The sequence below is a fragment of the Bradyrhizobium sp. C-145 genome (assembly GCF_023375135.1).
Taxonomy (GTDB): Bacteria; Pseudomonadota; Alphaproteobacteria; order Rhizobiales; family Xanthobacteraceae; genus Bradyrhizobium; species Bradyrhizobium zhanjiangense.
Genome location: NZ_CP088150.1, coordinates 5,112,504 through 5,135,906 on the forward strand (window position 1 = coordinate 5,112,504; position 23,403 = coordinate 5,135,906).

Annotated in this window: 23 protein-coding genes, 1 tRNA gene and 3 pseudogenes; 10 read left to right on the plus strand and 17 right to left on the minus strand. The window is 64.3% G+C overall.

Translation table 11 applies throughout. The features are described from left to right. Positions 1-29: 29 nt before the first annotated feature. A pseudogene (locus LRP30_RS23955) lies at positions 30-1,761 on the minus strand (Cache 3/Cache 2 fusion domain-containing protein). A 213-nt stretch (positions 1,762-1,974) separates the two neighbouring features. Here LRP30_RS23955 and LRP30_RS23960 point away from each other — a divergent pair. Continuing rightward, positions 1,975-2,139, plus strand: a pseudogene (locus tag LRP30_RS23960) (deoxyribodipyrimidine photo-lyase); the annotation flags it as partial. Between the two features lie 66 nt (positions 2,140-2,205). After that, positions 2,206-2,487, plus strand: a complete 282-nt coding sequence (locus LRP30_RS23965; RefSeq protein WP_164939110.1) for a histone — start codon at positions 2,206-2,208, stop codon at positions 2,485-2,487. A gap of 58 nt (positions 2,488-2,545) precedes the next feature. Here the strand turns inward: LRP30_RS23965 and LRP30_RS23970 are convergent. From LRP30_RS23970 to LRP30_RS23980, 3 genes and pseudogenes are all read right to left on the minus strand, one after another. Beyond that, a pseudogene (locus LRP30_RS23970) lies at positions 2,546-2,755 on the minus strand (hypothetical protein); the annotation flags it as partial. Between the two features lie 112 nt (positions 2,756-2,867). After that, entirely contained in the window at positions 2,868-3,740 is an 873-nt protein-coding gene (locus LRP30_RS23975; RefSeq protein ID WP_249756505.1) for a DMT family transporter, read from the minus strand. A gap of 98 nt (positions 3,741-3,838) precedes the next feature. Beyond that, the gene (locus tag LRP30_RS23980; RefSeq protein WP_091889766.1) at positions 3,839-4,285 is read right to left on the minus strand and encodes a hypothetical protein; all 447 of its coding nucleotides are present in this window, start codon (positions 4,283-4,285) and stop codon (positions 3,839-3,841) included. Positions 4,286-4,576: 291 nt separating this feature from the next. On the opposite strand from LRP30_RS23980, the gene LRP30_RS23985 reads away from it, so the two are divergent. Beyond that, positions 4,577-4,840 (plus strand): hypothetical protein, encoded by a 264-nt coding sequence (locus LRP30_RS23985; RefSeq protein WP_128933188.1) that lies wholly within the window; start codon positions 4,577-4,579, stop codon positions 4,838-4,840. Between the two features lie 30 nt (positions 4,841-4,870). Here LRP30_RS23985 and LRP30_RS23990 read toward each other — a convergent pair whose 3' ends face one another. After that, on the minus strand, positions 4,871-5,332 hold the full coding sequence (locus tag LRP30_RS23990) for a host attachment protein (protein ID WP_249756506.1): 462 nt from the start codon (positions 5,330-5,332) through the stop codon (positions 4,871-4,873). A gap of 307 nt (positions 5,333-5,639) precedes the next feature. Here LRP30_RS23990 and LRP30_RS23995 point away from each other — a divergent pair, with 307 nt between their 5' ends. From LRP30_RS23995 to LRP30_RS24005, 3 genes are all read left to right on the plus strand, one after another. Further along, the gene (locus LRP30_RS23995) at positions 5,640-5,912 is read left to right on the plus strand and encodes a hypothetical protein (RefSeq protein ID WP_128933186.1); all 273 of its coding nucleotides are present in this window, start codon (positions 5,640-5,642) and stop codon (positions 5,910-5,912) included. A gap of 459 nt (positions 5,913-6,371) precedes the next feature. Continuing rightward, the gene (locus tag LRP30_RS24000) at positions 6,372-7,337 is read left to right on the plus strand and encodes an AraC family transcriptional regulator (RefSeq protein WP_249756507.1); all 966 of its coding nucleotides are present in this window, start codon (positions 6,372-6,374) and stop codon (positions 7,335-7,337) included. A gap of 145 nt (positions 7,338-7,482) precedes the next feature. Further along, a complete protein-coding gene (locus tag LRP30_RS24005; protein ID WP_249756508.1) occupies positions 7,483-8,688 on the plus strand; it encodes an integrase core domain-containing protein in 1,206 nt (401 codons plus the stop codon). Between the two features lie 263 nt (positions 8,689-8,951). Here the strand turns inward: LRP30_RS24005 and LRP30_RS24010 are convergent. The 3 genes from LRP30_RS24010 to LRP30_RS24020 all read right to left on the minus strand — a co-directional run bounded on the left by LRP30_RS24010 (position 8,952) and on the right by LRP30_RS24020 (position 10,423). Beyond that, positions 8,952-9,028, minus strand: a tRNA-Arg gene (locus tag LRP30_RS24010). A gap of 151 nt (positions 9,029-9,179) precedes the next feature. Continuing rightward, positions 9,180-9,686 (minus strand): hypothetical protein, encoded by a 507-nt coding sequence (locus LRP30_RS24015; RefSeq protein WP_249756509.1) that lies wholly within the window; start codon positions 9,684-9,686, stop codon positions 9,180-9,182. A gap of 164 nt (positions 9,687-9,850) precedes the next feature. Beyond that, positions 9,851-10,423 (minus strand): hypothetical protein, encoded by a 573-nt coding sequence (locus LRP30_RS24020; RefSeq protein ID WP_249756510.1) that lies wholly within the window; start codon positions 10,421-10,423, stop codon positions 9,851-9,853. 183 nt (positions 10,424-10,606) lie between these two features. Between LRP30_RS24020 and LRP30_RS24025 the strand changes: the two genes are divergently transcribed. Beyond that, entirely contained in the window at positions 10,607-10,990 is a 384-nt protein-coding gene (locus LRP30_RS24025) for a VOC family protein (RefSeq protein ID WP_128933180.1), read from the plus strand. Between the two features lie 57 nt (positions 10,991-11,047). On the opposite strand, the gene LRP30_RS24030 is transcribed toward LRP30_RS24025, so the two are convergent. Next, on the minus strand, positions 11,048-11,545 hold the full coding sequence (locus tag LRP30_RS24030) for a hypothetical protein (protein ID WP_128933178.1): 498 nt from the start codon (positions 11,543-11,545) through the stop codon (positions 11,048-11,050). A 258-nt stretch (positions 11,546-11,803) separates the two neighbouring features. On the opposite strand from LRP30_RS24030, the gene LRP30_RS24035 reads away from it, so the two are divergent. The 3 genes from LRP30_RS24035 (at position 11,804) to LRP30_RS24045 (ending at position 13,456) form a co-directional block, all read left to right on the plus strand. Next, the gene (locus tag LRP30_RS24035) at positions 11,804-12,157 is read left to right on the plus strand and encodes a GrlR family regulatory protein (RefSeq protein ID WP_249761820.1); all 354 of its coding nucleotides are present in this window, start codon (positions 11,804-11,806) and stop codon (positions 12,155-12,157) included. Between the two features lie 88 nt (positions 12,158-12,245). Then, positions 12,246-12,935 (plus strand): AraC family transcriptional regulator, encoded by a 690-nt coding sequence (locus LRP30_RS24040; RefSeq protein ID WP_249756511.1) that lies wholly within the window; start codon positions 12,246-12,248, stop codon positions 12,933-12,935. An 80-nt stretch (positions 12,936-13,015) separates the two neighbouring features. After that, on the plus strand, positions 13,016-13,456 hold the full coding sequence (locus LRP30_RS24045; RefSeq protein WP_249756512.1) for a DMT family transporter: 441 nt from the start codon (positions 13,016-13,018) through the stop codon (positions 13,454-13,456). Positions 13,457-13,497: 41 nt separating this feature from the next. Here the strand turns inward: LRP30_RS24045 and LRP30_RS24050 are convergent, their stop codons facing one another. From LRP30_RS24050 to LRP30_RS24085, 8 genes are all read right to left on the minus strand, one after another. Further along, complete coding sequence (locus tag LRP30_RS24050) at positions 13,498-16,185, minus strand: PAS domain S-box protein (RefSeq protein WP_091889788.1); 2,688 nt, start codon at positions 16,183-16,185, stop codon at positions 13,498-13,500. 122 nt (positions 16,186-16,307) lie between these two features. Further along, positions 16,308-17,222: an EamA family transporter gene (locus LRP30_RS24055; RefSeq protein ID WP_249756513.1), complete on the minus strand. Its 915-nt coding sequence runs from the start codon at positions 17,220-17,222 to the stop codon at positions 16,308-16,310. Between the two features lie 80 nt (positions 17,223-17,302). Continuing rightward, positions 17,303-18,118: an NUDIX hydrolase gene (locus LRP30_RS24060; RefSeq protein WP_249756514.1), complete on the minus strand. Its 816-nt coding sequence runs from the start codon at positions 18,116-18,118 to the stop codon at positions 17,303-17,305. Between the two features lie 4 nt (positions 18,119-18,122). Next, the gene (locus LRP30_RS24065) at positions 18,123-19,076 is read right to left on the minus strand and encodes a dihydrodipicolinate synthase family protein (RefSeq protein ID WP_128941202.1); all 954 of its coding nucleotides are present in this window, start codon (positions 19,074-19,076) and stop codon (positions 18,123-18,125) included. A gap of 28 nt (positions 19,077-19,104) precedes the next feature. Then, the gene (locus LRP30_RS24070; protein WP_128933170.1) at positions 19,105-19,983 is read right to left on the minus strand and encodes an SDR family oxidoreductase; all 879 of its coding nucleotides are present in this window, start codon (positions 19,981-19,983) and stop codon (positions 19,105-19,107) included. Between the two features lie 182 nt (positions 19,984-20,165). Then, a complete protein-coding gene (locus LRP30_RS24075) occupies positions 20,166-21,026 on the minus strand; it encodes a MaoC family dehydratase (protein WP_249756515.1) in 861 nt (286 codons plus the stop codon). Between the two features lie 199 nt (positions 21,027-21,225). Beyond that, positions 21,226-21,615, minus strand: coding sequence for an OB-fold domain-containing protein (locus LRP30_RS24080; RefSeq protein WP_249756516.1), 390 nt, complete (start codon positions 21,613-21,615; stop codon positions 21,226-21,228). Next, positions 21,615-22,772 carry a thiolase domain-containing protein gene (locus LRP30_RS24085; protein ID WP_249756517.1) on the minus strand — a complete coding sequence of 386 codons (1,158 nt, stop codon included), beginning with the start codon at positions 22,770-22,772 and terminating at the stop codon, positions 21,615-21,617. The genes LRP30_RS24080 and LRP30_RS24085 overlap by 1 nt, the downstream gene beginning before the upstream one ends. Positions 22,773-23,403 lie beyond the last annotated feature (631 nt).

Sequence of the window (23,403 nt, forward strand, 5' to 3'; positions counted from 1 at the left end):
GATGACGGTGTCAGGTTACACGCCAGCCCCTACGCCGCGTGGACGCGGTCGAGGAAGCCGTCGACCTCGGCCTTGAGATGCAGGCTCTCGCCCGACAACGCCTGGGCGGAGGCAAACATCCGGCTCGAGGTCTCGCCCGTCTCGCCCGCGCCCTTGGCGGCGTGACGGACATTGACGGCGACATCGGCCGTGCCCGACACCGCCGCGCGAACGCTGGCCACGATGTTGTGGGTCGCGCTTTTCTGCTGCTCGACCGCAGCCGAGATCGAGCCGGCGATGCCGCTGATGCGCTCGATGGTCTGGCTGATCGCCTTGATGGCAGCGACCGATTCCTCGGTCGCGAGCTGCATGCTCTCGATCTGGTTCGAGATCTCGTCGGTCGCCTTGGCGGTCTGGCCGGCGAGCGTCTTGACCTCCTGGGCCACCACCGCGAAGCCGCGGCCGGCATCGCCCGCGCGCGCGGCCTCGATGGTGGCATTCAGCGCCAACAGGTTGGTCTGCTCGGCGATCGAGGTGATCAAGCTTGACGACGTCGCCGATGCGCGCGCCGGCTTCCGAGAGCTGCGCGATGCGCTGGTCGGTCGCCTAGGCCTGCCGCACCGCCTCGGCGGAGATCTCGTTGGATTCCTGCACCCGGCGGGTGATCTCGGAGATCGATTGAGACAGCTCGTCGGAGGCCGAGGCCGCCGAACGCACGTGCTCGGAGGCGCTTTCGGAGGCTCCGGCGGATCGCGCCGACAGATCGGCGGTGGAGCGCGCGACATCGGTGAGCTGCCGAGCCACGCGCTCGAACTCGCCCGATGATGTCAGCACCTTGTCGAGGATACCGCCGACACTGCCGCGGAACTCCTCGACGAAGTTGCGCAGTTCCGCCTTGCGCTGCTCGGCCGCGGCGGTCGTTGCCGCCGCCTGTTCGCTGCGCAAGCGTGCCCGCTCCTGCGAATTGCTCTTGAACACCGCGACCGTGCGGGCGATCTCGCCGATCTCGTCGGCGCGGTCCTCGCACTCGATCGCAACGTCGCTCTGGCCGTTGGCAAGCGCCGTGAGCGAATGCGTGACCGAGGTGAGCGGTTTCGTGACCCGGCGGACGATCACCAAGGTGAGGATCAGGACCAGGAGCGCGGCGAGACCCGCGGCGGCGGCCATGCTCTCGATCGCCTGGGACAGCATGCTCTCGAACTGGGCCATGGGGATGCCGACATAGAGGATGCCGGCGACCTTGCCGGTCGCGTCCAGAATCGGGAAATAGGCGGTCATGAACGTCTTACCGAACAGCGTGGCCGGCCCCTTATAGGCCTCGCCACGACGCAGCGGCGCCTGCCCCGGATGATCGGCGGCAAGCTGGGTGCCGACGGCGCGGTCGCCATTTTCCTTCTTCACGTTGGTCGAGCGTCGCACGAATTGCCCGCTCGCCTCGTCGAACACGAACAGGGTCGCATTGCCGCCGACATAGGACACCGCGCGATCGACGATGGCGTGATCCCTGAGGTCGGGCATCTTGGGAATCTCGGCGCGCTGGACGGCGCCATCCCGGATCGTGATCTTGACGTCTGGAACGGTCTCGGCAAAGGCCAGCGCCAGCGTGCGCAGATTGACCTCGATGTCGCGGAGCGCTCGATCATTGAAGGCGGATGTCAGCGACCAATAGCCGGCGCCGACCACGAGCGCTGTATTCATGGCGATCAGCAGTACCGCGCACAGGACGGCCTTGGTGCCGAGCTTGAACTGCGGCAGGAACTTCGCCGTGAGAAGGTTGGACATGGATGAAATGACCCCCGTAATTCCTGCATATTCGTGCAATCGGCTTACGGCCTCATTAACGACCGTTCGCACCGCGGCCCGCGGCATGCTTTCCAAATCGTAAACGAGGACACCCCTGACCAGCCGCCCGTGCTGGCGCCTGGCGCCCCCTGCCCGCATCGAAGGAGCTGCGTCCTCCACCGAACCTCGCAAGCGATGCCATCGAAAGCCTAGCGCTGGGTGCCGGAGCTGAAGGACCGGCCGGCGAAGCTGATCCACCCGCCGTGGCAGGCAACGCCGATCGAGCTTGCGAGCGCGGGCATCATGCCCGCAGCTGATCGTCGATCATGCCAAGGGATGCGAGCGCTCGCCGCCTACGCAAAGATCCGCAAAGGTTGAGCGTTGCTTTGACACAATTTTGAAACCCGCTATCGTCATCGCTTCGTTCAAACAATGGGGGACGACATGGACGACGATAAGCCGATCACAGAGCAGGCGATGGGCACGATCACCACCGCCGTGGAAGCGACCAAGGACGCCGCGGTCACCGCCGTCAAGCAGGTGAAGAAAGCCGCCAAGAAGGTTACGAAGAAAGTAGCGCCGAAGAAGACTGCCAAGAAGGCTGCGAAGAAGACCACGAAGAAGGCCGCAAAGAAATCGTCCAAGAAAGCCGCGAAAAAGGCCGCCAAGAAAGCCTCCAAGAAAGCCGCCAAGTCGAAGAAGAAGGCCAAGAAGGCCAAGCGCTGATCGCACTCAGAGCAGATCTCCGGGCGCGGGCGCGCCCGGAGACAGCTCCAGCGCCAGCCTACCCTCGCCGTTTGGCTGCGCGCCGGCCAGGATGATGCTTGCCCTTGGGATCGCGGAATTCACTGCGATGGCCGCGCCGGTCCTCGGCGTTGAAGCGCCGCCGTTTTTCCGGTGAGCCGAACTGCTTGATCACCCGCCTGCCGTTGAACTTCTTGATCACGTAGCCGCCCTCGGTCATCGAGAACGGCGCCTCAAGCGACCCCATATGCACGCCTCGCCTTCTTCATGGACATCACCGCGCTGAAAAAGAAATAGGTTGAATGCCCCACCCTAGCACGAAAACAGTCGACACACGTCAGGGCTGTGCGCGCTGGATATCGCTAAGAGCGTCGATTGACCACAAAGACCGCTGCGGCGCAGAGCGCCATGCCGACAATGGCAATTGCGTCCAGCTTTTCTCCGAACAGCAGATAGGCCATCAGCGCCGTCACGGCCGGCACCAGATAAAACAGGCTCGCGACCGAGGTTGCCGCGGCGTGGCGGATCAGCCAGTACAACAGCCCGATCGATCCAATCGAGAGCGCCACGGCCAGCCAGGCGAGCGCAAGCACGAATTCCCGCGTCCAGTGCACCACGCGGTCTTCGAACAGAAAGGCTCCGATCGCGAAGAAAATTGTGACGGACACGTATTGCACGAGATTGCCGGCGCGCCAGTCGATGTGATTGCAGTAGCGGCGCTGATAGAGCGTGCCGAGCGTGATGCTGATCAGCGAGACCACCGAGGCGAGCCAGCCGAGCCCGGCTTCGCCGGTCATCGGGCGGTTGTGCAGGATCAGCACGACCCCGCCGAGGCCGAGCACGAGACCGGCCCATTGCAGCGGCGTCACCTTCTCGCCGAGCCAGCGATTGGCGATGGTCGAGGTCAGGATCGGCTGCAGGCCCGGAATCAGCGCGGACAGGCCGGCCGGAATCGAATGCGCGATCGCGATCGCGGTGCCGCCGAGATAGAAACCGTGGACCAGAATGCCGGCGACCGCGCTATGCGCAGTGCCGGTGCCATCAGGCCATTTCGGCCGCGCGATGCCTGCGATGATCGCCATCAGGCCAACCACGATCGCCATGCGGATGGCGAGATAGGTCAAGGGATCGGCATTGTTGACGACGTATTTCGTGCCGATGAATCCGGTGCTCCAGAGCAGGACGAACAGGATCGGCGCCGCGCGGGCGGTCAGGGCTTCCGGATTGTGGTTCATTGCCGCCTCATTGCCCGATGGGGCCCTATGCGGCAATACGAATTTCCGGACGAGCGATGCTGCGCTGCGACGGGCAGCGGAAGCCGCGGTTTAACCGCTCACCATTCTTCCGGACAGGGATCGATGATTTTCCAGAGCTCGACCCCGTTCTTGATCTTCTTCATGTCGGTGGTGAGCCCGCCATTGCGGCGGATCCAGTCCTTCACCTTGTCGGGGTAGTAGGACATCAGATCGGAGGTGCCCTCGGCGCTGGTGACCTTGATGCCGAAGGTGAAGGCCTTGTCGTAGTAGGCCTGGTGGAAGCCGAGGCTGGCGCGCGGCGTCACACAGATCTTGTTCATCGGCACGATGCCGAGCACGAGCGTGCAGGCCGAATTGCAGATGCCGTCGATGATGACGCGCTCGCCCTTCTCACGCACGCGCTTGTACTTGGCCTTGTACTCCTCGACATAGCCGCCGTGGTCGCGGGTGATGTGCAGCTCGGCGCGCGCCGGCGTAGCGGCGGCGAGGCAGAGCGACAGCAGGCTCAAAAGCGGGATGCGCATGGCGACGTGACGGCGAAAGCCTTCAGGAATGGACCGGCCTCGAAGGAGCCCCCCAAGGGCCGGCAGCAAGATTCTTAGCCGAATAGTCTTTGGTCATACTTGTGTGGGGAATTCGTTAAGCATCCCGAAAAGGCCAAAAATGGGCAGCTTTCGACCGCATGTCCGGCAATTCTGTCACACCCACCCGGAAATCTGCGGGGTTGGGCCTGATTCCGCGCCTCCGAACCGATGTCCTGGCCACCCGAAATTGCTATAAATGGCCGACCTATTCGCGGGTTCCGGAGAATCGAGATGAGCAAGTTGAAGCTTGTAGCCGCAGTTGCTGCCCTGTCGGCTGCAATCCTAGCCCCTGGCCTCGCGGAGGCGCGGGGACATCACCGGTATCACCGCTCCTACGCCAACCCGCTGCCCTATCCGATCAGCTATCTGCACAATTACGGGCCCGGCATCACCCCCGGGACCTTCGCCTATTACGACGGCCCGTCGACCAACCACTGCTACCGGGGCGCGGCCGCCTATATCGGCCAGGACGGCCGCCGGCACCCCTGCTACTGAGGCGCCGCGCGTCCTTCCCCGCGGGCGCCCCTATCTCGCGGCGCCCGACCAGAGCAATTGCTTCTCGATCTCGTAGACCGGCAGCTTGACGAGGTCTTTACCGACCTCGCACTGAAGCGCCTTGCGCACCACGTCGGAATAGTCGGCGCGGATCATGCCCAGCGCACGCGGTGAGGCCACCATAGTCAGTGCCGAGGTCTCTCCCGCACTGACGGCGGCATCGAGACGGCCGGCCAAGCTCCGCAGGAAGGCGCGCTCAGCCTCATCGTGCCAATTGGTTTGTTCGACGGAGCTGCGCGCCCCGCCGGCCGCCCCATGCAATCGGCCCGGCGCATCGGTCCCTAGCGCGCCGGTCGATGGGTTGGGCTGCTCATGCACTTCCCTGGTGTGAAGGTTCGGAAACATCTCGTCGCCGAGATTTTCCAGAATGAGCGCCTTGCGCCCGTCGCACACGACCAGCCAGTCACCCTTGTCCAGTCTCATCTTGTCCATTGCACAGCTCCAAGCAACCCATGGGCCTGCCCTTCGAATTCCTCGAAGGGCTGGCCGTGCGGCAAGACTAGGGATGAAGCCGCGCCGACGAATTGCGCAGGATCAAGGATGGCGGCATGTCGTGCGGCACCTGCCGGCGCCAGCGCAACATTGGTCAGACGCTCGAACCTGGAATAGTCTGGCGCATTAAGGTCACGCCTGCGGCGGGCTCGCTGAAGATTTGTTCATCAGCATTACATTTCGGTTCCGCCACAATTTGATCAGAACCTCATCGATATCCTGCATCGCGTCAGCGGAGGAAGACATCATGAAGCTCAAGATTGGCCTCGTCGCCGCATCCCTGTTCGGTGCCCTCGCGGCATCGCCGGCGGCGTCCGCCATGCCCATCGCGCCCGCACCTGCAACGCCAGAAGTCTCCGACGTCGAGCAGGTCCGCATGGTCTGCAACGCCTGGGGACGCTGCTGGTGGCGTCCGAACTATTATGGGTATTACGGACCGCGGCCGTACTACGGCCCCCGGTATTATGCGCCGCGCTACTACGGCCCACGCTATTATGGCTACGGCTATCGCCGCTGGTGATATCGAAGGGGCCCTCGGGGCCCCTTCGCTTTTGCGAGACCGTAGACCGCTTGCCCCGACCACCTGCGCGGCTAGCCTGGAGCAATTCCAAAACTGATCTAGATCAAAGATGAAATCCGTCACTTCGTCATTGTACGGGGATGGCCGATTTGATCGTTTTCCGATGCCCCCAGACGGGCATGAATGTGCAGACGCATTTGGAGAAGGGGCAAAGACAGGAGGGTCGGAGCTTTGCGTCCTTTGCCTGTCCCGCGTGCACGCGCCTGCATTTCATCGACCTCGCCTCCGGCCAACCGATCAGCAGAGAAGGTTGACGGCGACATTGATCTGCCGTGGCTCATGGCATGAGGTCCGCAATACTACGGCACGAAATCCGATTTACTGAAGCATGATGTTTCGCCATTGATGGCGATGCACCGACATCCATTTGCTGTCACATTGCAGCAGCCGCCCAGACGCATGTTGTTCGACGCCCTCGTCCCGTCCTCCGCGCTCCAACTGATCGGCTTTGCCGACGTCGATGCGTTTCGGCCGATCGAGTCGATGGAGGACGCGAGGAGCATTCCGCTCGACGTTGCGAACTTCGCGGCGGCCCGCGCCGTCGTCTCCCTGCCGGCATGCCGCATCGTCGTGATGAGGTCGTTCGCGCGCATCCTCGACACCGCCTATCGGATGCCGGGCGGGATGGTGATCCTGGCGATGACCGACGACCTTCGGGCCAATTTCAGGGGTGTGGATCTCGACGCCCGCTTCTTCGTTGCACTGCGCGGTAACGATGAATGCCACTACGTCGAACCCCAGACCAATCATCACGCGATGATCATCCTCTCGCCTATCTTGCGAGACCGGGGCTGGTTCGATCGTGCCGACGATTTGCGGGCCCAGGTCGCGAACCGGCCGGCCCTGCTCCACGCACGTCAGCTCCTGCTCGACATTCTGCGAACCGCATCGGTGCAGCCGCGCCTGTTCGAGACTACCGAGGTCGCCGCCCATCTCCAGGAAGGCCTGCTGCTCGCGCTCGATGATCTGTTTCGGATCGATCCCCTGTCAGATCGGAGCACCTCCGTTCGCAGCGAGCGGTCGATCAAACTCGTTCAGCAGATCGACGATTACGTCGCAGCCTATCCGACCGCTCCGATCTATACGGCCGATCTTGCCAGCGAGTTTGGCGTCTCGATCCGGACGCTCGGCGGGGCGGTCAGCAAGGTGCGTGGCATGAGCCTGCACCAGTACATTCGCCTCAAAAGACTGTGGGCGACCCGCGCCCGCCTCCTCAAAGGCGGCGGCGCCACCGTCGCTACATGCGCGCGCGCCCAGGGTTTCCATCATCTCGGTGAGTTCGCCGCAGCATACCGCGCGACCTTCCACGAGGCGCCCTCGGACACGCTGGCCCGTGGCCGGCAAATCCGAGTGTCGGCAGGCTGACGCCGCCAGCCCCAGCGATGGTGACCGGCATCAGTGCTGATACAGAACAGATCTAGAACGAAGGATGAGCGGCCCGAGACATAGGTGACAGAACGTACCGGACACATGGGTTACACTTTCCGCTTTTGTTCTGCGGGAGGTGTGGATGCCGTGGAAAGTGAGTTCGGTAATGGAAGAGCGCCTGCGCTTTGTCGCCCGGCTTCTGGATGGGGAAGCCATGACCGAGGTCTGCCGCGAGTTCGGCATCTCCCGCAAGACCGGCTATAAGATTTTCGACCGCTACAAGGAGCAAGGGCTTGGGGCGTTGAGCGACCGCTCCAGGCGGCCCATACGCTACGCCAATCAGCTCCCGCAACAGGTCGAGACCCTGATTGTCCAGCTCAAGGCCGAGAAGCCGCACTGGGGCGCCCGCAAGATCCGAGAACTGCTGGTACGCCGGCTCGATGGCGACATCAGGGTTCCCGCCAAAAGCACCATTCATGCGGTGCTCGACCGCCACGGTCTGGTCAAGCGCAGCAGCGGGCCGCGCCACCATGCGCACGGCACGCCGCTGTCGCCGGGCACGCTCCCCAATGATCTGTGGTGCGCCGACTTCAAGGGCGAGTTCAAGCTCGGCAATGGCCGATACTGCTATCCACTGACCGTTACCGACCATGCCTCGCGCTTTCTGCTGCTCTGCGAAGCGCTGGACTCAACGCGCGAAGACGCTGCCCTCACAGCCTTTGAGCAGCTGTTCCGCGAGCGCGGCCTGCCGTTTGCCATCCGCTCCGACAATGGCGTCCCCTTTGCCAGTCCCAATGCTTTGTTCAATCTCTCGAAGCTGTCAGTGTGGTGGCTCCGGCTCGGCATTGCGATCGAGCGCATTAAGCCAGGCCATCCGCAGCAGAACGGCCGTCATGAGCGCATGCATCTCACGCTCAAAAGGGAAGCCACCAGACCGCCGGGGTTCAACAGCCTCCAGCAGCAGGATCGCTTTGATAGCTTCCGGCACGAGTTCAATGAGGAACGCCCTCACGAAGCTCTCGATATGAAGCGTCCCGCAGACCTCTACACAGCTTCAGCACGCCGCTACGATGGCCTGCCCGAACTGACCTATCCCTTCCACGATCGCGACGTCGTCATCACATCCTGTGGGCGCCTTTGCCTGCACCGCAAGAAAATCAATATCTCCGTCGTGCTGGCCGGCCAAAAGCTCGGCATCAAGGAGGTCGACGACGGCATTTGGCTCGTCAGCTTCATGCACTACGATCTGGGCTACTTCGACCTGGAGCAAAAGACCTTGCAGCCCCTCGACAACCCATTCGGCCCAAAGCCCGTCACCGATGTCTCCGGTACGACATCCTCGCTTTGACCGAGAGGCAGTCTTGCTCATTCTTGGCACGGCAGCCCTTGGCTCGGCCGCGCTGAGCGGTCAACCCCCGCAGCCCGCAGGGGCGCGCCTTTGGCGCGCGGGGTTGACGGCGAACGCGCGTGCCGAGCAACAATGCGGCTGTGCCATGAATGCTTGGAGTGAGTGACCCTGCAACCCCTCGACAACCCGTTCGGCACGAGGTTGTCACCCATGTCTTAGGTACGACCTGTTACCTATGTGTCCGGGCTGGACAACGACAGGGGTGGCGCGCTCGGAAGGATTCGAACCTCCGACCCTCGGAATCGAAATCCGATGCTCTATCCAGCTGAGCTACGAGCGCCCTGGCCCAGCATTGGGCCGCAACCGAGACGCGCTTATCCACTGCTGGCGACTCCGCGCAGCAGACGGCGTTCGGATGGGTTCGAATTAGCAGAGAGGCCGACCAATAAAAAGCCCCACCCGCCTCCGTTCGAGACGAGTCGAAGGCGCCCTCACCAGGTCGTGTTGAAAAGGCCGAAATACGGCTGCTGGGCCATCATCATCGGCTGTGCCTGTTGCGGCGCCCGATGCGTCCTAACGACCTTGCGCTTGGGCTGAGCCTGGGCCGGAGAAGCCGCGGCAGCCTGAACCTGGGCCTCGGTCTTCCGGGCTGCGGCGGCGGTATCGGCCTTCGGGCCCGGCGTGAACTGGGCGAACGTCTCGCGGACCCGCACCTTGGCCGACATCTCGGCCAATGCGGGCGACATGCCAGCCTGCACTGGCGGCTGAGGCGCAACGACGGCGGTCTTCATCGCAGGCGCGGCGATCGTCGGCTGGCTGGTGTCGAGCACGACACGTTCAGGCAAATGGCGATCGGACCGGATTCGGATCAGCGGCTGGTCGTTGCTCGCGGTCGCAACAGCTTGCGCCACGGGTGCTGCCGGCAGCATGAAATCCGCCGCAAACAACAGTGTGAGCAAAGCTCCACCGACAAAGATGAAATACCGAAAGATGGGCATTGGCCGCGCTCCGCCCCCCGCATCCCCGCGTGGGCTCTTCGCCTTAACAGGCGATTCTCTAGTTGGTTCCTGGCCCTGCCCCTTTGGTTCAAATGGCAACGCCAAGTATTTTGGCCAAGACCTGCGGATGGTAACTTTTGCGCTATCCGGAAAAATGCCGCCCTTTAGGCGCGGCGTGCTGCAACCAGCGAACACTTCGCCTGGTCGGCATTCACATTGACGAAGCCGACGGGAATATGCGCATAGGTCTTGCGGCTCTTCATGCTGACAGCGTCCGCCAGCACACGACTGCGATCAGTGAGATGACTGCCGTCGCGCCGCGCGAACACGCAGACGATCTCGACGTCCTTTACGGCATAGTCATTGTCGTTTCGCAGCGTGAACGTCACCAGCGCCTTCGAGCCGAGGCCGCCGCGGCGCCAGGTCTGCGATGAAATCCTGAGACGACCAAGTTCTGCCATTGCCGGCGCCTGAGCTGCGGAAGACGGCGAGCCCGCAGCTGCCGCATCGCCTGAAGGAGCCGTCTCGACGGCTGCCAGGCCGGTGGTCACCGGTTGCGCGCTATTGCCTTTGGAGAGAGGCAGTAGCATCCAGATTCCGCAGCCGACAATGATCGCTGCCAGCAGCCACAGCAGGCTTCGGCCAAACGAGACGCTCGCAACCGTCACGGCCCGCGCCAATCGTTCGCCAGTCCCGGCGAAACGCCCCAACCCGAACCGGTCAAGCCTAACGTTCATGGTTTTCATCACCGACAGCGGCTGAAGCACGTCCTACGACGGACTAAGCCACCGTTTCACTTAATCGGGAACACGAACTAAGGTTCCCGGCCCGGTGCGAATCAGCAAAGACGGTGGCGATCGCCGGCTGGGGCCGTTAAACATGCGGCGCAACATCGAAAGACCGCGTTGGGAGAGAATGAAATGCCAGTCGTCACTTGGGATCACGTCCATCTGCGCAGCCCCGATCCGGAGGCTACGGCGGCCTGGCTGCGGGACATCCTCGGTGGCGAGATCGTGCGCGCGCCGGGACGGATCGACGTGAACCTTGGCGGCGCCAGGGTCTTCATCGCGCCGCTCGAGGGCGACGCCGCCGTAAGCCCACCGCCCCCGCATCCGCATCAGGGCCTCGATCATTTTGGTCTGACGGTAAAAGACATCGACGCCGTCGCCGCCGAGATCAAGGCCAAGGGCGTCACCTTTACGCGCGAGCCGACGACGATCAGGCCCGGCGTACGCATCTGTTTCATCCGCGGCCCCGAAGGCATCTCCATCGAGCTGCTCGAGCGCGACAAGAAGTATACCTGACGCGGCCCGAACGGCATCAGGCATCGGCCCTCCGGGCGAAGCGCTGCCCCGGTGGGCCTACGTCATGCTACCGGGCATAAAGCAGCGGATGGTGACGCCCATGTAGCCGTAGATCGGCCAGACCATGGTCCGTCCGACCCGGTTCGGCTCCGAGATCACGGCTTCCTCCGGCACGTCCACCCAGACGAGTTCCTGCGGCTGGCCGTCGATGGCGGAGCCATAGCGCGGGACGCGGACACGATAGTGCCCGTCCTTGCTGTCCCAGTCGGAGTCCGAGAGCGCCGAGCCGTCGGCGTCGGAGCAGCACGGCCCCTTGCCGCTACGCAGACCGTCGAACCAGGCCTTCAAATCCGCATTGGTGTTGACGAACTGGCCACGGTCACGCGCGTGCCCGAAGGGAGCCGCGAGCGCAATCAGGCCCAAGGCGCACGCCAGCCTTGTCACGCTTAGCCAGCGTGTCGCGCTGCCGATCCGCCGTCGTTCGCTTTTGCAATTCGTGGGACGCGCACCGTACAGACGCGGCTCATCGCCGCCGGAATCGATCCAGTTGCTCACGTTCGTCTTGCTCCAGCACTCCGCGGCCAGTGCAACAATGGTTATGCATTTCGCGGGCCAACTCCGATTCGCAACGTTCGGCCTCGCCTCATCATCAGACCGTCATGACGGCGTCACGCACAAGCCGGGACAACTACGGTCGCGACGGCAGGCTCCCGCTAACCGGCAAAAGTGACGCGTTGCGCCGGCGGACGCGCTTTGGCATAAATGCTCTACCGGTTACGCCATTGGGCGATGGCGGCCGACCTGCGGGACGTTATGAAGAACGGCCTCTATTCGATTCACGTGACCTTGCTCGACGGTCGAGTCGGCAAGGGCAGTGGCGTCATTCTCTTCCGCGACGGCAAGATCCTTGGCGGCGACGCCTACCTTTATTACACCGGCAGCTACACGGTGAAGGGCAACAGCACGTTCAAAGGCGAGGTCCTGGTGCAGCGCCACACCTCGCCGCGCGGCGACGACAATCCGCTGTTCGGCGGCCCCGCCCCCGTCGGCATCGGCGTCAGCGGCACCTTCACGGAGACGCGCGGGGAGATGACTGGCACGGCGCTGGTCGGCAAGGCGAGCCAGATCTTCGGCGCGACGCTGCACAGGCTCGCTGACGTCGATTAGGGCGTGCCGCCATAAGTCACGACGCACGGCCAAAACTAGTCCGCAGCAAGCCCCTGACATCCTGAGCAATAGATCGTATGCAGTAGGGATGCCTGGATCGTGGACATATCGCCCATGGGCACGTGACGCGGCGATCGAGCTCGGCCACCTCGCGGCGGCTCAGTCAGTCGCGCTCGCCTGTCACGTACATCCGGATGTCCAGGTTGCCGCCGTCAGCGAAGGATGGCGCATGTACGTGACCACGGTCGGAGAGTTCCGCGCCATCGCTGGCGATATCGTCGTCATCCCGGCGGACGTACCGCACGCCTCGCACGGCGGCGCCGGCTCGATCGTCAGCCATCTCTATCTATCGAGCGATCATGCGGCGGTGAGAGGGATCTCTGGGCCGCTCTGTATCCGCAACTCGCGGGCAACCTTGCCGGACGAGATGCTCGACGCGATCGGCTCGTGCCCGAGACGTCTCACGCGGCCGGCCCGATGTGCCGCGCTGACGGAGCTGGTTTCGTGCGACGATCTCGCCATCCGCACGATCGCGGCACGGCAGGGTCGATCGACAGATGGCTTCATTCGGCTGTTCAAGCGAGAGGTTGGAATGACCCCCGCCGCCTATCGTCTTGCGCTGCGACTGGCGTGGGCACGCTCGCGTTTGAAGCGCGGCGACACCGTCGCCGACGTGGCTTATGCCGGCTCGTTCTCCGACCAGAGCCACCTGGGTCGCCTGTTTCGACGCGCTTACGGCGCAACGCCTGCCGCCTACCGTTCAGCGTTCGCGGATTGAGACGGTCGATTTCGTTCCAGACGTGAATTGGCCTCGGGCGCTAAGCTGGCTCCACCTCTCCATGCCACTGCGAGCCGCGCATGAACCTCCTGGCACCTTTCGTGGTCCTGTCCGCAGGCCTGAGCCTCGCCTTTCAGCAGGTGCTGAACGCCAGCCTTGGCAACGCCATGCAATCAGCGAGGTGGGCGGCGTTCGTGAGTTATCTTGGCGGGACAATCGCGTTGCTGCTGGTTCTGGTCGCCGTGCGCGAGCCGATACCCGCTGCCGCCCTGGTCGGACGAGCTCCTTTGATCGCATGGACCGGGGGAATCTTCGGCGCGATCTTCATCGCGACCAGCATCCTCATGGTGCCGCGCCTCGGCGTGGCGACGGTATTGACGTTGATCGTCGTGGGTCAGTTGCTCGGTTCGTTGGCGTTCGACCACATCGGGATGTTCAGCCTGCCGCACCATCCGATCACGTTGACACGCATTTTGGGCGCCGGGTGTCTCATCCTGGGCGCGGCTCTCGTTCGCGGGTAACGATCGCCGAAGCGCCGCGCGCTAATGAGTCCGCGACCTGGTTATTCCGCCGCCTGTTCGAGCGGCGCTATGCGCGGCAGGATCATCTGGATGCGCGTGCCGCCGCCCGGCTCGGAATCGAGATCGAGCCGGCCGCCGAGCCGGTTGGTGACGATGCTGTAGACGATGTGCAGGCCGAGGCCGGTGCCGCCCTGGTCGCGTCGCGTCGTGAAGAACGGATCGAAGGCGCGGCGGCGGACGTCGAGCGACATGCCGCAGCCATTGTCGGAGAAGATGATCTCGACATTGTCCTTGCCGGACTCGCGCACCTGGATGTCGATGGTCCCCGGCCGGCCGTCCGGGAAAGCGTGCGCCACCGAATTGAGAAACAGGTTGGTCAGCACCTGGCCGTAAGGGCCGGGATAGCTGTTCATGGTGAGGTCCGGCTGACACTCGACGTTGAGCGTCAGATTGTGCTTGCGCAGGCCGGGTCGCAGGCTCATCACCACCTGCTCGGTGAGGTCGCCGAGGTCGAAGCTGCGCTGGTCCGAATAGTTGCGGTCGGCCGCGACCTGCTTGAACGACTGGATCAGCTCGGCGGCGCGGTTGAGGTTGGAGACCAGCTGCGAGGAAGCATCGCGGCTGGTGTTGAGGAAGTCGTTGAGCGTGGAGCGGCGGAGTTCGCCGCGCTCGACCTCAGCTGTGAACATCGCGGTCTTGCGCTCCAGCGCGGAAGCGACCGTGAGGCTGATGCCGACCGGGTTGTTGACCTCGTGCGCGACGCCGGCGACCAGGCGCCCGAGCGCGGCGAGCTTCTCCGCCTCGATCAGCGAGGCCTGAGTCTCGCGCAGATTGCGCAGCGCGGTCTCGGCGGCTTCCTTGGCTTTGCGCATCTCCTGCTCGCCGCGCTTGCGCTCGCCGATGTCGAGCGCGACGGTCACGATGCGCTCGATCTCGCCTTCGGCGTCGAGCAGCGGCAGCTTGTTGACCAGCCATTGCCGCATGTTGCCGGAGGCGTCCTTGTACTCCTCCTCATAGAAGCCGAGTCCCTTGCGGAACTTGAGCACGCGCTTGTCGCTCTCGTCGGACTTGGCCGCGCCGTAGCGCGACATCAGGTCGGCCGTGGTGCGGCCGAGTGCGTCGCCCGGCTCGATGCCGAAGATGCCGGCCATGTAGCGGTTCATCAGCACGTAGCGCAGGTCGCGGTCCTTGACATTGATCACCGCGGGCACGGTGTCGATGACCTGCTGGAGCAGGCGCCGGCCTTCGGCGATGGCGTCTTCCGCCCGCTTCTGGTCGGTGATATCGCGCAGCGTGCCCTCATAGCGGACGATGTTGCCCTGCTCGTCCCGCACGCCGGTGGCGCTGTCGGAGAGCCACAGGATGTTGCCGCTGCGCTGGCGTACCTGATATTCGAACTCGCGCACCATGCCGTCGCGCGCCATCAGCCGCTGATATTCGGCACGCGCCTCGGGGTGTACGTAGATCGTATGGGCGATGTCGTTGATGCTGTCGATGAGGTGCTGCGGGCTGTCATAGCCCATCATCCGCGCCAGCGCCGGATTGGCGTTGAGGAGGTCGCCGGCCGGTGTCGTCACGTAGATGCCATCGACCGATCCCTCGAACAATTTGCGATAGCTCTCCTCGGCGAGGCGCTGCTCGGTAAGCGCGCGCACCGCCGCTTCGCGCGCGGTGTCGGCCTCCTCGAGCGCGCGGCGGAACACCTCGGCCGCCCGTGCGATGTCACCGATCTCGTTGTCGACGTCGGCGGACGGGATCGACGTGTCTTTCTGGCCCGCCGCAAGCGCGCGAATGGAGCGCGCGATCTGGGCGAGCGGACGGACGGTCCTGCGCACCACGAACAGCGCGGCGCCGATGCCGATCAGCACGCCGACCGTGCCGAGCACGATGCTCTGCCACCGCGCCTCGGTCAGCGTGCGGGCGAAATCGCGCGACAGCACGTGGCCGCGCCGGGCGCTGACCTCGCGCAGCAATTCGGTGACGCGGCCGATCAGCCGGCCCTCGGTGCCCAGCACCTCGCGGTCGATGTCGGCGATCTGCCGCTCGCGGACGGCGACCGCCATGATCGCCTCGGCGTAATCGTTGACGGCCGACCTCAGCTTGCCATCGGCGATGTCCATCGCCCGCATTCCCTCCGCGGCCTGCTCGGCCGCGGACGGGTTGCGCGCCAGCAGTCCGAGCGCGATGCGGCTCTGCGCCTCAGACAGGCGGGAGGCCAGCTCGCGGTCCGCAGTGCCGGCGACGGCCGCGTCGAACCGGTCGCGCAGCGGCGGCAGGCCGGCGAGCAGCTGGGCGCGGCGGTCGATCAGGGTCGAGATCCGCTCCAGGCCGGTCCGGTAGGTCGCCAGCCGCTCGGTGACCCCGTCGATCATGTCCTGCTGCTCGGGCGCGAGCTCGATGCGGGTCTTCTTCAGGATGTCACTTAAGGCGGAAGCCGCCTCACCGACCTGCTGGAACTGGATGCCGGCGCCGGGATCGGTGACGAAGTCGCGCGCGGCAAGGCGCAATTCGTTCATGCGGCGGTCGATGTCCTCGGCGAGGTCACCAACGCTCTGGAGCCGTTGCAGCTCGGCGAACGTGGTGTCGATATGCCGGATCGCGATCACGCTCGCGGTCGAGGTGACGATGATCACCGCCAGCACCAACAGGAAGCTGCCGAAGGTGAGCTGGCCGATGGAGAGCGAAAAAGTTCGCTTTTTCTCAGGGGTCGGCGTCAATTCGGCGGACATTGGTGTTTGGGGGACCGGGCTATTGGAGGTCCAATATACGACGTATTGCGCCCCCGGGGGAACATGCCTCTGGCCGCCGAATATCCTTAATATCGGGCCTGCCGCCCCTCCTCCGTTTCGGACTATGAGCCTTTGAGGCTTGTCCGCCGCCGGGCCGGGATCGTCATGGCGGCAACGCCGAGGACGACGCAGGCCAGCCCGATCCAGGCGGTCCGGCTCAAGGTCTCGCCGAGGAAGGCGACGCTGATGGCAACCCCGATGGGGACGCGCAGATAGGCCTGCGCGGTGGTCCCGACCGAGCCTAGGGTCTGGATCAAGCGGAAGTAGATCGCAAACGCTGCTGCGGTCGAGAACACCGCGAGCGCCAGCAGAGCCAACACGGACGCCAGCGAGGGCGACAGCGTCCAGGGTTGCTCGACGACGAGCGAGGCCGGGATCAGCACCGCCGCGCCCGCCAGCAGCGAGCCGGCGGCGGGCGCCATGGGATCGAGTCCCTTGAAACTGCGGCCTAAGATCGCGGCGCAGGCATAGCAGACGGTGGCGGCCACGATCGCCGCCTCCGCCAGCAGGCCGCTGCCGATGTCATGGAAGGCATCGACGCCGACGATCAGCAGGATGCCGGCCATGCCCGCGATCACGCCGAACAGCTTTCGCGGCGTCGTCGCCTCGTGGTGGGTGATCAGCGCCGTGAGCAGGAACGTGAAGATCGGCCCGGCCGAGTTGAGGATGGTGGCGAGCGCGGCATCGACATGGCGCTCGCCCCAGGCGATCAGCGTCCAGGGGATCACGCTGTTGAGCACCGCCTGAAACGCGAAGCGCTGCCAGGTCGCCGCATCCGTCGGCATCCCGATGCCGCGCGCCCGCATGACGACAAGCAGCAACAGGCCCGCGATGGCGGTGCGCGCCGCAATCAGCGTGATCGGCGGGATGGTGGCGACGCCGAGCTTGATGAAGGTGTAGGAGCCGCCCCAGAGCGTCGCTAACGCGACCAGCAACGCCAGCTCGACGGCGATGTTGGTACCCTGCCGGTTGTTCATGCGTTGCGTCCCGTCCATTCGCGATGAACGGAACCTAGCGCGTCCGCAGCCGCCGATACTTCGTTTGGTGTCGAACTATCCTAGCCGAGCGCCCCGACCTCGAACACCTCGCCGTCGTAGCCGGCCTCGCGGGGAATGCGGAGCTGGCGGCCGGTTTCAGTCTTGGTCATCACAGGCATGACCGTGACGATCGACATCCCAAGGGCGTGCTCCAGTGCGGCACTCACGTTTGGCTGCTTGGCGAGCCGGATCAGATTGCGCGTGGTCGGGAACGGCAGCTTGAAGCGGCCGCTCTCCCCGCCCTCCACCGCCTCGCGCGGCGAGACCCAGATCGAATCCGTGGACTCGCGACCATCATGGGCGCCGAGCTGATCGGGCGGTGCTGCCGCAAGAAAGAACCAGGTGTCGAAGCGCTTCGGCATGCCCTCCGGCGTGATCCAGTGCGCATACGGCACGAGCGTGTCGAGCGCGAGCTGGAGGCCGTTATCTTCGAGGATTTTCAGGAAGCTAATATTATGCTCGTTGAGCGCGACGCGATGCGCATCCGCGATCTCGCCGGCACGCTTGGCGTCGACCGGCGCGCCCGAATCCTTCGATCGCGCCAGCAGGATGCCGCTTTCTTCAAAGGTCTCGCGGATCGCGGCAATCCGAAAGCCGCGGTCCGCTTCGCTGAGGCCCTCGCCGCCCGAATAAAGATCGGCGCGAGCGACGATCTCCTTGTCGCCGGCATCGACGCTGCCGCCGGGAAACACCAGCGCGCCCGAGTTGAACTCGATCTGATGATGGCGAACCATCATGAAGACTTCGATCTCGTCGCGGCTCTTGCCGTCGACACCCGCACCGTCGCGCAGCAGGAGAATGGTCGAGGCAGGGCGTGATGCGGCAGCTTCAGCCATGCGACTAACCTGCGGCGCTGGATTGCGGGCCGAGATTGGCGCGCTTGTCGACACGGGCGACGCGCGAGAGGAGATACTCGACCTCCGCCTTCGCCGCCGGGGTGATGGTCGCGCCAGGCTTGCGCTGCGCGCTGGAAGCGATGATGCCGCGCTTCTGCAGCACGTATTTGCGCACGGCAAGACCGGCGCCCGGCTGCTGCTCGTAGCGGATCAGCGGTAGATGCGCGTCGAACAGATCATGCGCGGCGTCGCGCTTGCCCTCCTTGGAGAGGCGCACGACGTCGATCAGGAGTTCCGGGAAGGCATAGCCGGTCATGGCACCGTCGGCGCCGCGCTCCATCTCGAAATCCAAAAAGAGCCCGCCATTGCCGCAGAGGATCGAGAGCGGACGGAGCGAGCCGTCCTTCTGGAAATTGCGCAGGGTCGAGATCTTTTCCAACCCCGGCCAGTCCTCGTGCTTGAGCATCACGCAATTCGCATTGTCCGTGACGATCTTGCGGATCACGGCGGGGGTGAACACCACCGAGAGGGTCAGCGGATAGTCCTGGAGCACCCAGGGCACATCCGGGCCGATCGCTTCGGCGGCCTGCTTGAAATAGCCGACGATCTGGTCGTCGGTGCGCAAGCTCGGCGGCGGCGCGATCATGACGCCGGCGGCGCCCGCATCCATCGAGGCCTTCGCCAGCGAGCGCATGGTGGCAAAACCCGGCGCGGAGACGCCAACGATCACCTGCATCTTCTTGGCGCGCTTGACGAAGCGCACCGCGACCTGCTCGGCCTCGGCGGCATCGAGCTTCGGCGCCTCGCCGAGGATTCCCAGCACCGTGACGCCGTCGCAGCCGACCTCTTCGTAGAAATCGGTCAGGCGGTCGATCGAGCGCTCGTCGATGCGGCCGTCGTCGTGGAACGGCGTCGGCGCGATTGCGAAAGTGCCCTTGGCGTCGGCGGTGAGTTTCATCGTCTTCCTTGTTTCTCTCTGTCTATGGCTAAAACCGCCGCGCCCCCATCTTGATCTGCTCCTCGGAGAAGAAGATCTCCTTGGCGTGATCGACGATGTCCTGGGCCTTCCAGCCCGTGTGCGGCGGTTTCCAGCCTTCCATTTCCATCATCCGCATTTCGCGCACTCCGCGGGGCCCGGACACGCCCAGCACCTTGCCGGTCTGGTCGCCCGACAAATCGCTGACCATGTATAGCACGGCCGGCGCGATGCCGTCCGGCCCCAGCGCCGCCGAGGGGTTCTCCTTATAGCGGGGCAGGTCTGCGGTCATGCGGGTCAGCGCGCCCGGGGCCAGCGTCCAGATCCGGATGTTGTACTTCCGCCCTTCGATCGCCAGCACGTTGGACAGGCCCCAGATGCCACCCTTGGCCGCGCCGTAATTGGTCTGGCCGAAATTGCCGATCAGGCCCGAGGTCGAGGAGGTGTTGACGATGACCCCGCCGCCGTTTTCCCGCATCCAGCGAAACACCGGCATGGTGCAACAGAAAGTGCCCTTCAGATGCACCTTGATGACCTTGTCCCAGTCGGCTTCAGACGCCTTGTGAAAGGTCTGGTCGCGCAGGATGCCGGCGTTGTTGACGAGGATGTCGGCGCGGCCAAAGTGCTTGATGGCGTCGTCGAACACCGACTGACCGCCCTCCATGGTGGAGATGTCGGCGCCGTTGGCGACCGCCTTGCCGCCCTCCGCCTTGATCGCATCGACCACAAGCTGCGCCATGGACTTGTCAGCGCCGGAGCCGTCGCGGGGTCCGCCGAGGTCGTTGACGACGACGGACGCCCCTTCCCGCGCGAACAGCTTTGCATAGGCCTCACCGAGCCCCCCGCCCGCGCCGGTGATCAGCGCAACCTTGCCGTCGAGTAGTCCCATGGTGGCTTCTCCCTGTTTGCTTTTTCTTCCACATCGCCCGCTTGCGGGGAGAGGTCGGATCGCCCTTGCGATCCGGGTGAGGGGGTACAGGTCTCAATACCGTCCCTTCTCGTGGTGAGAGCCCCTCACCCCGCCCTCTCCCGCAAGAGCGGGGCTAGGGAGACGGCGGCCGTACCGCGTCCCTAACCCAGCACCGTCTTGCCGTTCTTGATCACGGTGACACCGCGCGACTTCACCTTGGCTTCGAACGAGATCACGTTGCCGTCCTTCCAGAGGTCCATGGTCACGGTCTCGCCGGGGTAGACCGGCGAAGAGAACCGCGCGACGTGCTGGCGGAAGGCGGAAGCGTCGTAATCGGCATAGGTCTGCAGCACGCCGCGGCAGGTGATGCCGTAGGTGCACATGCCGTGCAGGATCGGGCGCGGGAAGCCGGCCTTCTTGGCGAACTCGGGATCGGAGTGCAGCGGGTTGCGGTCGCCGCAGAGGCGATAGACCAGCGCCTGGTCGGGACGCGTCGTGATGTCGATGGTCTTGTCGGGGCTGCGCGACGGAATCTTGTGCGGATCTGGCTGGGTCAGGTTCGGCCCGCCAAAGCCGCCATCGCCGCGGGCGAAGCGCGAGGCCACCAGAGTAGCCAGCTTCTCGCCCTTCTCGTTCTTCAGCACGGTCTGGTGACTGATCACCACGCCCTTGTCCTTGCCCTTGTCGTAGACCTCGAGCACGGAGGAATCGGCGGTAATGTGCGCGACGACTGGCAGCGGCTGGTGGAAGGTGATGTCGCGCTCGCCGTCGACCACCATCACGCGGTTGAGGTTCATCTCGCCGGGGCCGGAGCCCCATGCTGCGACGGAAGCAAAGGTAGGCACCACCTTCAGCGGCCGCGGCGTTAGCGTGCCCTCGTTGACGAAGGCGAGCTCCTTCTCGTCCATGGGATCGGCGCCGAGGCCGATGCCGTAGGCGTAGAGCATGACTTCGCGATCGGTATACGCATATTTCTGGCCGAGGTTTTTGAGGGCTTTGAGTTCTTCGTATCTGGCGGACATGTTGTTTGTCTTCCTCCCGAATTTCACCGGCGCTCATCAATGTGCCCTCTCCCCTTGTGGGAGAGGGCCACGAGGTGCCGGCCACATACGCATTTGGGTGAGGGGTTGCTTCCGCGTTGAAATCTCTCTCCGCGGAGACAGACCCCTCATCCGGCGCTTCGCGCCACCTTCTCCCACAAGGGGAGAAGGAAGAAAGTAATCAAGCCGGCGTAAAAAACGGCAGCGGTGCGCCGTCGGTCGGCTTGAACACCACCTTCACCTTCTGGCCGATCTTCAGCGTCTCGAGATCGCAGTCGACGAAATTGGTCTGCACCGACGGCCCCTCCTTCAGCGTGACGTAGCCAATCGCGTAAGGACCGGTCGGCGACTTCCGCATCAGGCTGTAGGTGTAGATCGTGCCCTCGCCCGATGCTTCCTCCCACACGGTCTTCTCGGAGTAGCAGAACGGACAGATCGAGCGCGGAAAGTAATGCGCTTCGCCGCAAGCGGTGCAGCGCTTGATCATGAACTTGCCTTCCTTGGCTGCGTTCCAGAACGCCGCGGTCTCCGGGTTCGTCACCGGGGCCGGATATTTTTTTGCATCTACCATCACACGCGCTCCAGAATGGCGGTCGAGGCGGCGTGGCGAACACCCAAAAGGCCGCCGGTGCCGTGGGCGATGGCGAGATCGCAGTTCTTGACCTGCACCTTCGGATGCGCCTCGCCGCGCAACTGCCTGACGGCCTCGATGATCTTGGTCATGCCGCCGCGGTTGACGGGATGGTTGCTGCACAGGCCGCCGCCGTCGGTGTTGAACGGCAGCTTGCCGACGCCCGAGATCAGATTGCCGTCGGCAACGAACTTGCCGCCCTCGCCCTTCTTGCAGAAGCCGAGGTCTTCGAGCTGCATCAAGACGGTGATGGTGAAGCTGTCGTAGATCGAGGCGTATTTGATGTCCTTCGGCGTGATGCCGGCCTCCTCGAACGCGCGCGGGCCGGACCAGACGCCCGCGGAGTATGTGAGGTCGAGATCCTTGCCGCCGCGCGGGCCCTTCATGGCTTCGCCATGGCCGATCAGGCGCACAAGCGGCTTCTTCAGGCTCTTCGCAATCTCCGGCGTTGTCACGATCAGCGCGCCGCCGCCATCGGAGACGACGCAGCAATCCATGCGATGCAGGGGATCCGAGATCATTGGCGAGTTCAGGACGTCCTCGACGGTGACGACGTCCTTGAGCATCGCATGCGGATTGTATTGTGCGTGGTGCGAGGCCGCGACCTTGATCCAGGCGAGCTGCTCGCTCGTGGTGCCATAGTCGTGCATGTGGCGCATGGCACACATGCCATAGGCATTGTGCGTGGTCGCACCGTAAGCGGACTCGAAGTCGACCTCGGCGCCGGCCGCACGCGGCGGCATCACCCCGGTGCGCGGCTTGCCGGCCAGCGTGATCAGCGCGATCGAGCACTTGCCCGCGGCGATCGCCTCGGCCGCATGGCCGAGATGGATGATGTAGGAACAGCCGCCGGTCTCGGTGGAATCGACGTGACGAAGCTTCTTGGTGTTCAGGCCGAGATAGTCGACCATCGGCCAGGCGCCGCCTGGCGCATCACCCGCGCAGAAATAGCCGTCGACATCGTCCTTGCTGATCCCGGCATCCTCGATCGCACCCTTGGCGACCTCGGCGTGGAGCTGCGCGGTGGATTTGTCCGGCGCATGCCGGGTCGGGTGTTCAAAAATCCCGACAATGTAGGCCTTGCCCTTGATGGTCAAACTTCAGGTCTCCGCTCGCGTTTCTTCTTGGCTCTTTTTTCTGAACCGCACCGGCCTGATTGGCAAGCGCGGAAATATTCCGTCGGGCGAGAGGGCAGCGGGTGGGCGCAACTGGAGTCCAGCCGAAATCCCGGCCGCGGATAGGAAGCTAACCTGCCTGCCGCGTCGTCATTGCGAGGAGCCCTTGCGACGAAGCAATCCAGAGTCCCTCCGTGGAAGGATTCTGGATTGCTTCGCTGCGCTCGCAATGACGGAGTTCGCGGATAGCGACGTCGCTCTTTCCATTCACAACTAAATCGCAGACACACGCCCGCATCCTCGCGGCGGGTTCGCCCGAGTTTTGCTCCCGTCTTGCTCCCTCCGGAAAACAGAGGGCGCAGGGAAGACCCGGTGCCGGCTGGGCACCCACGGTCCGCTGTGCGCGAAATGCGCGAAGAACAGATGCACAGCGGCATACAGGTGAAGCCAAACATCCGGCCTTCCCTGCGCAGTGGCTTTACGGCTTATATCGCGCTCTCCCCGGGGAGCGATGCACTATTGCCCCCGTCGCCTTGCGAGTGATCGCAAGACTTGACGCACAGACCCCGGGCGCCAGGACCACACGATTTTGCCGTACGCGAGACCGCGCCCG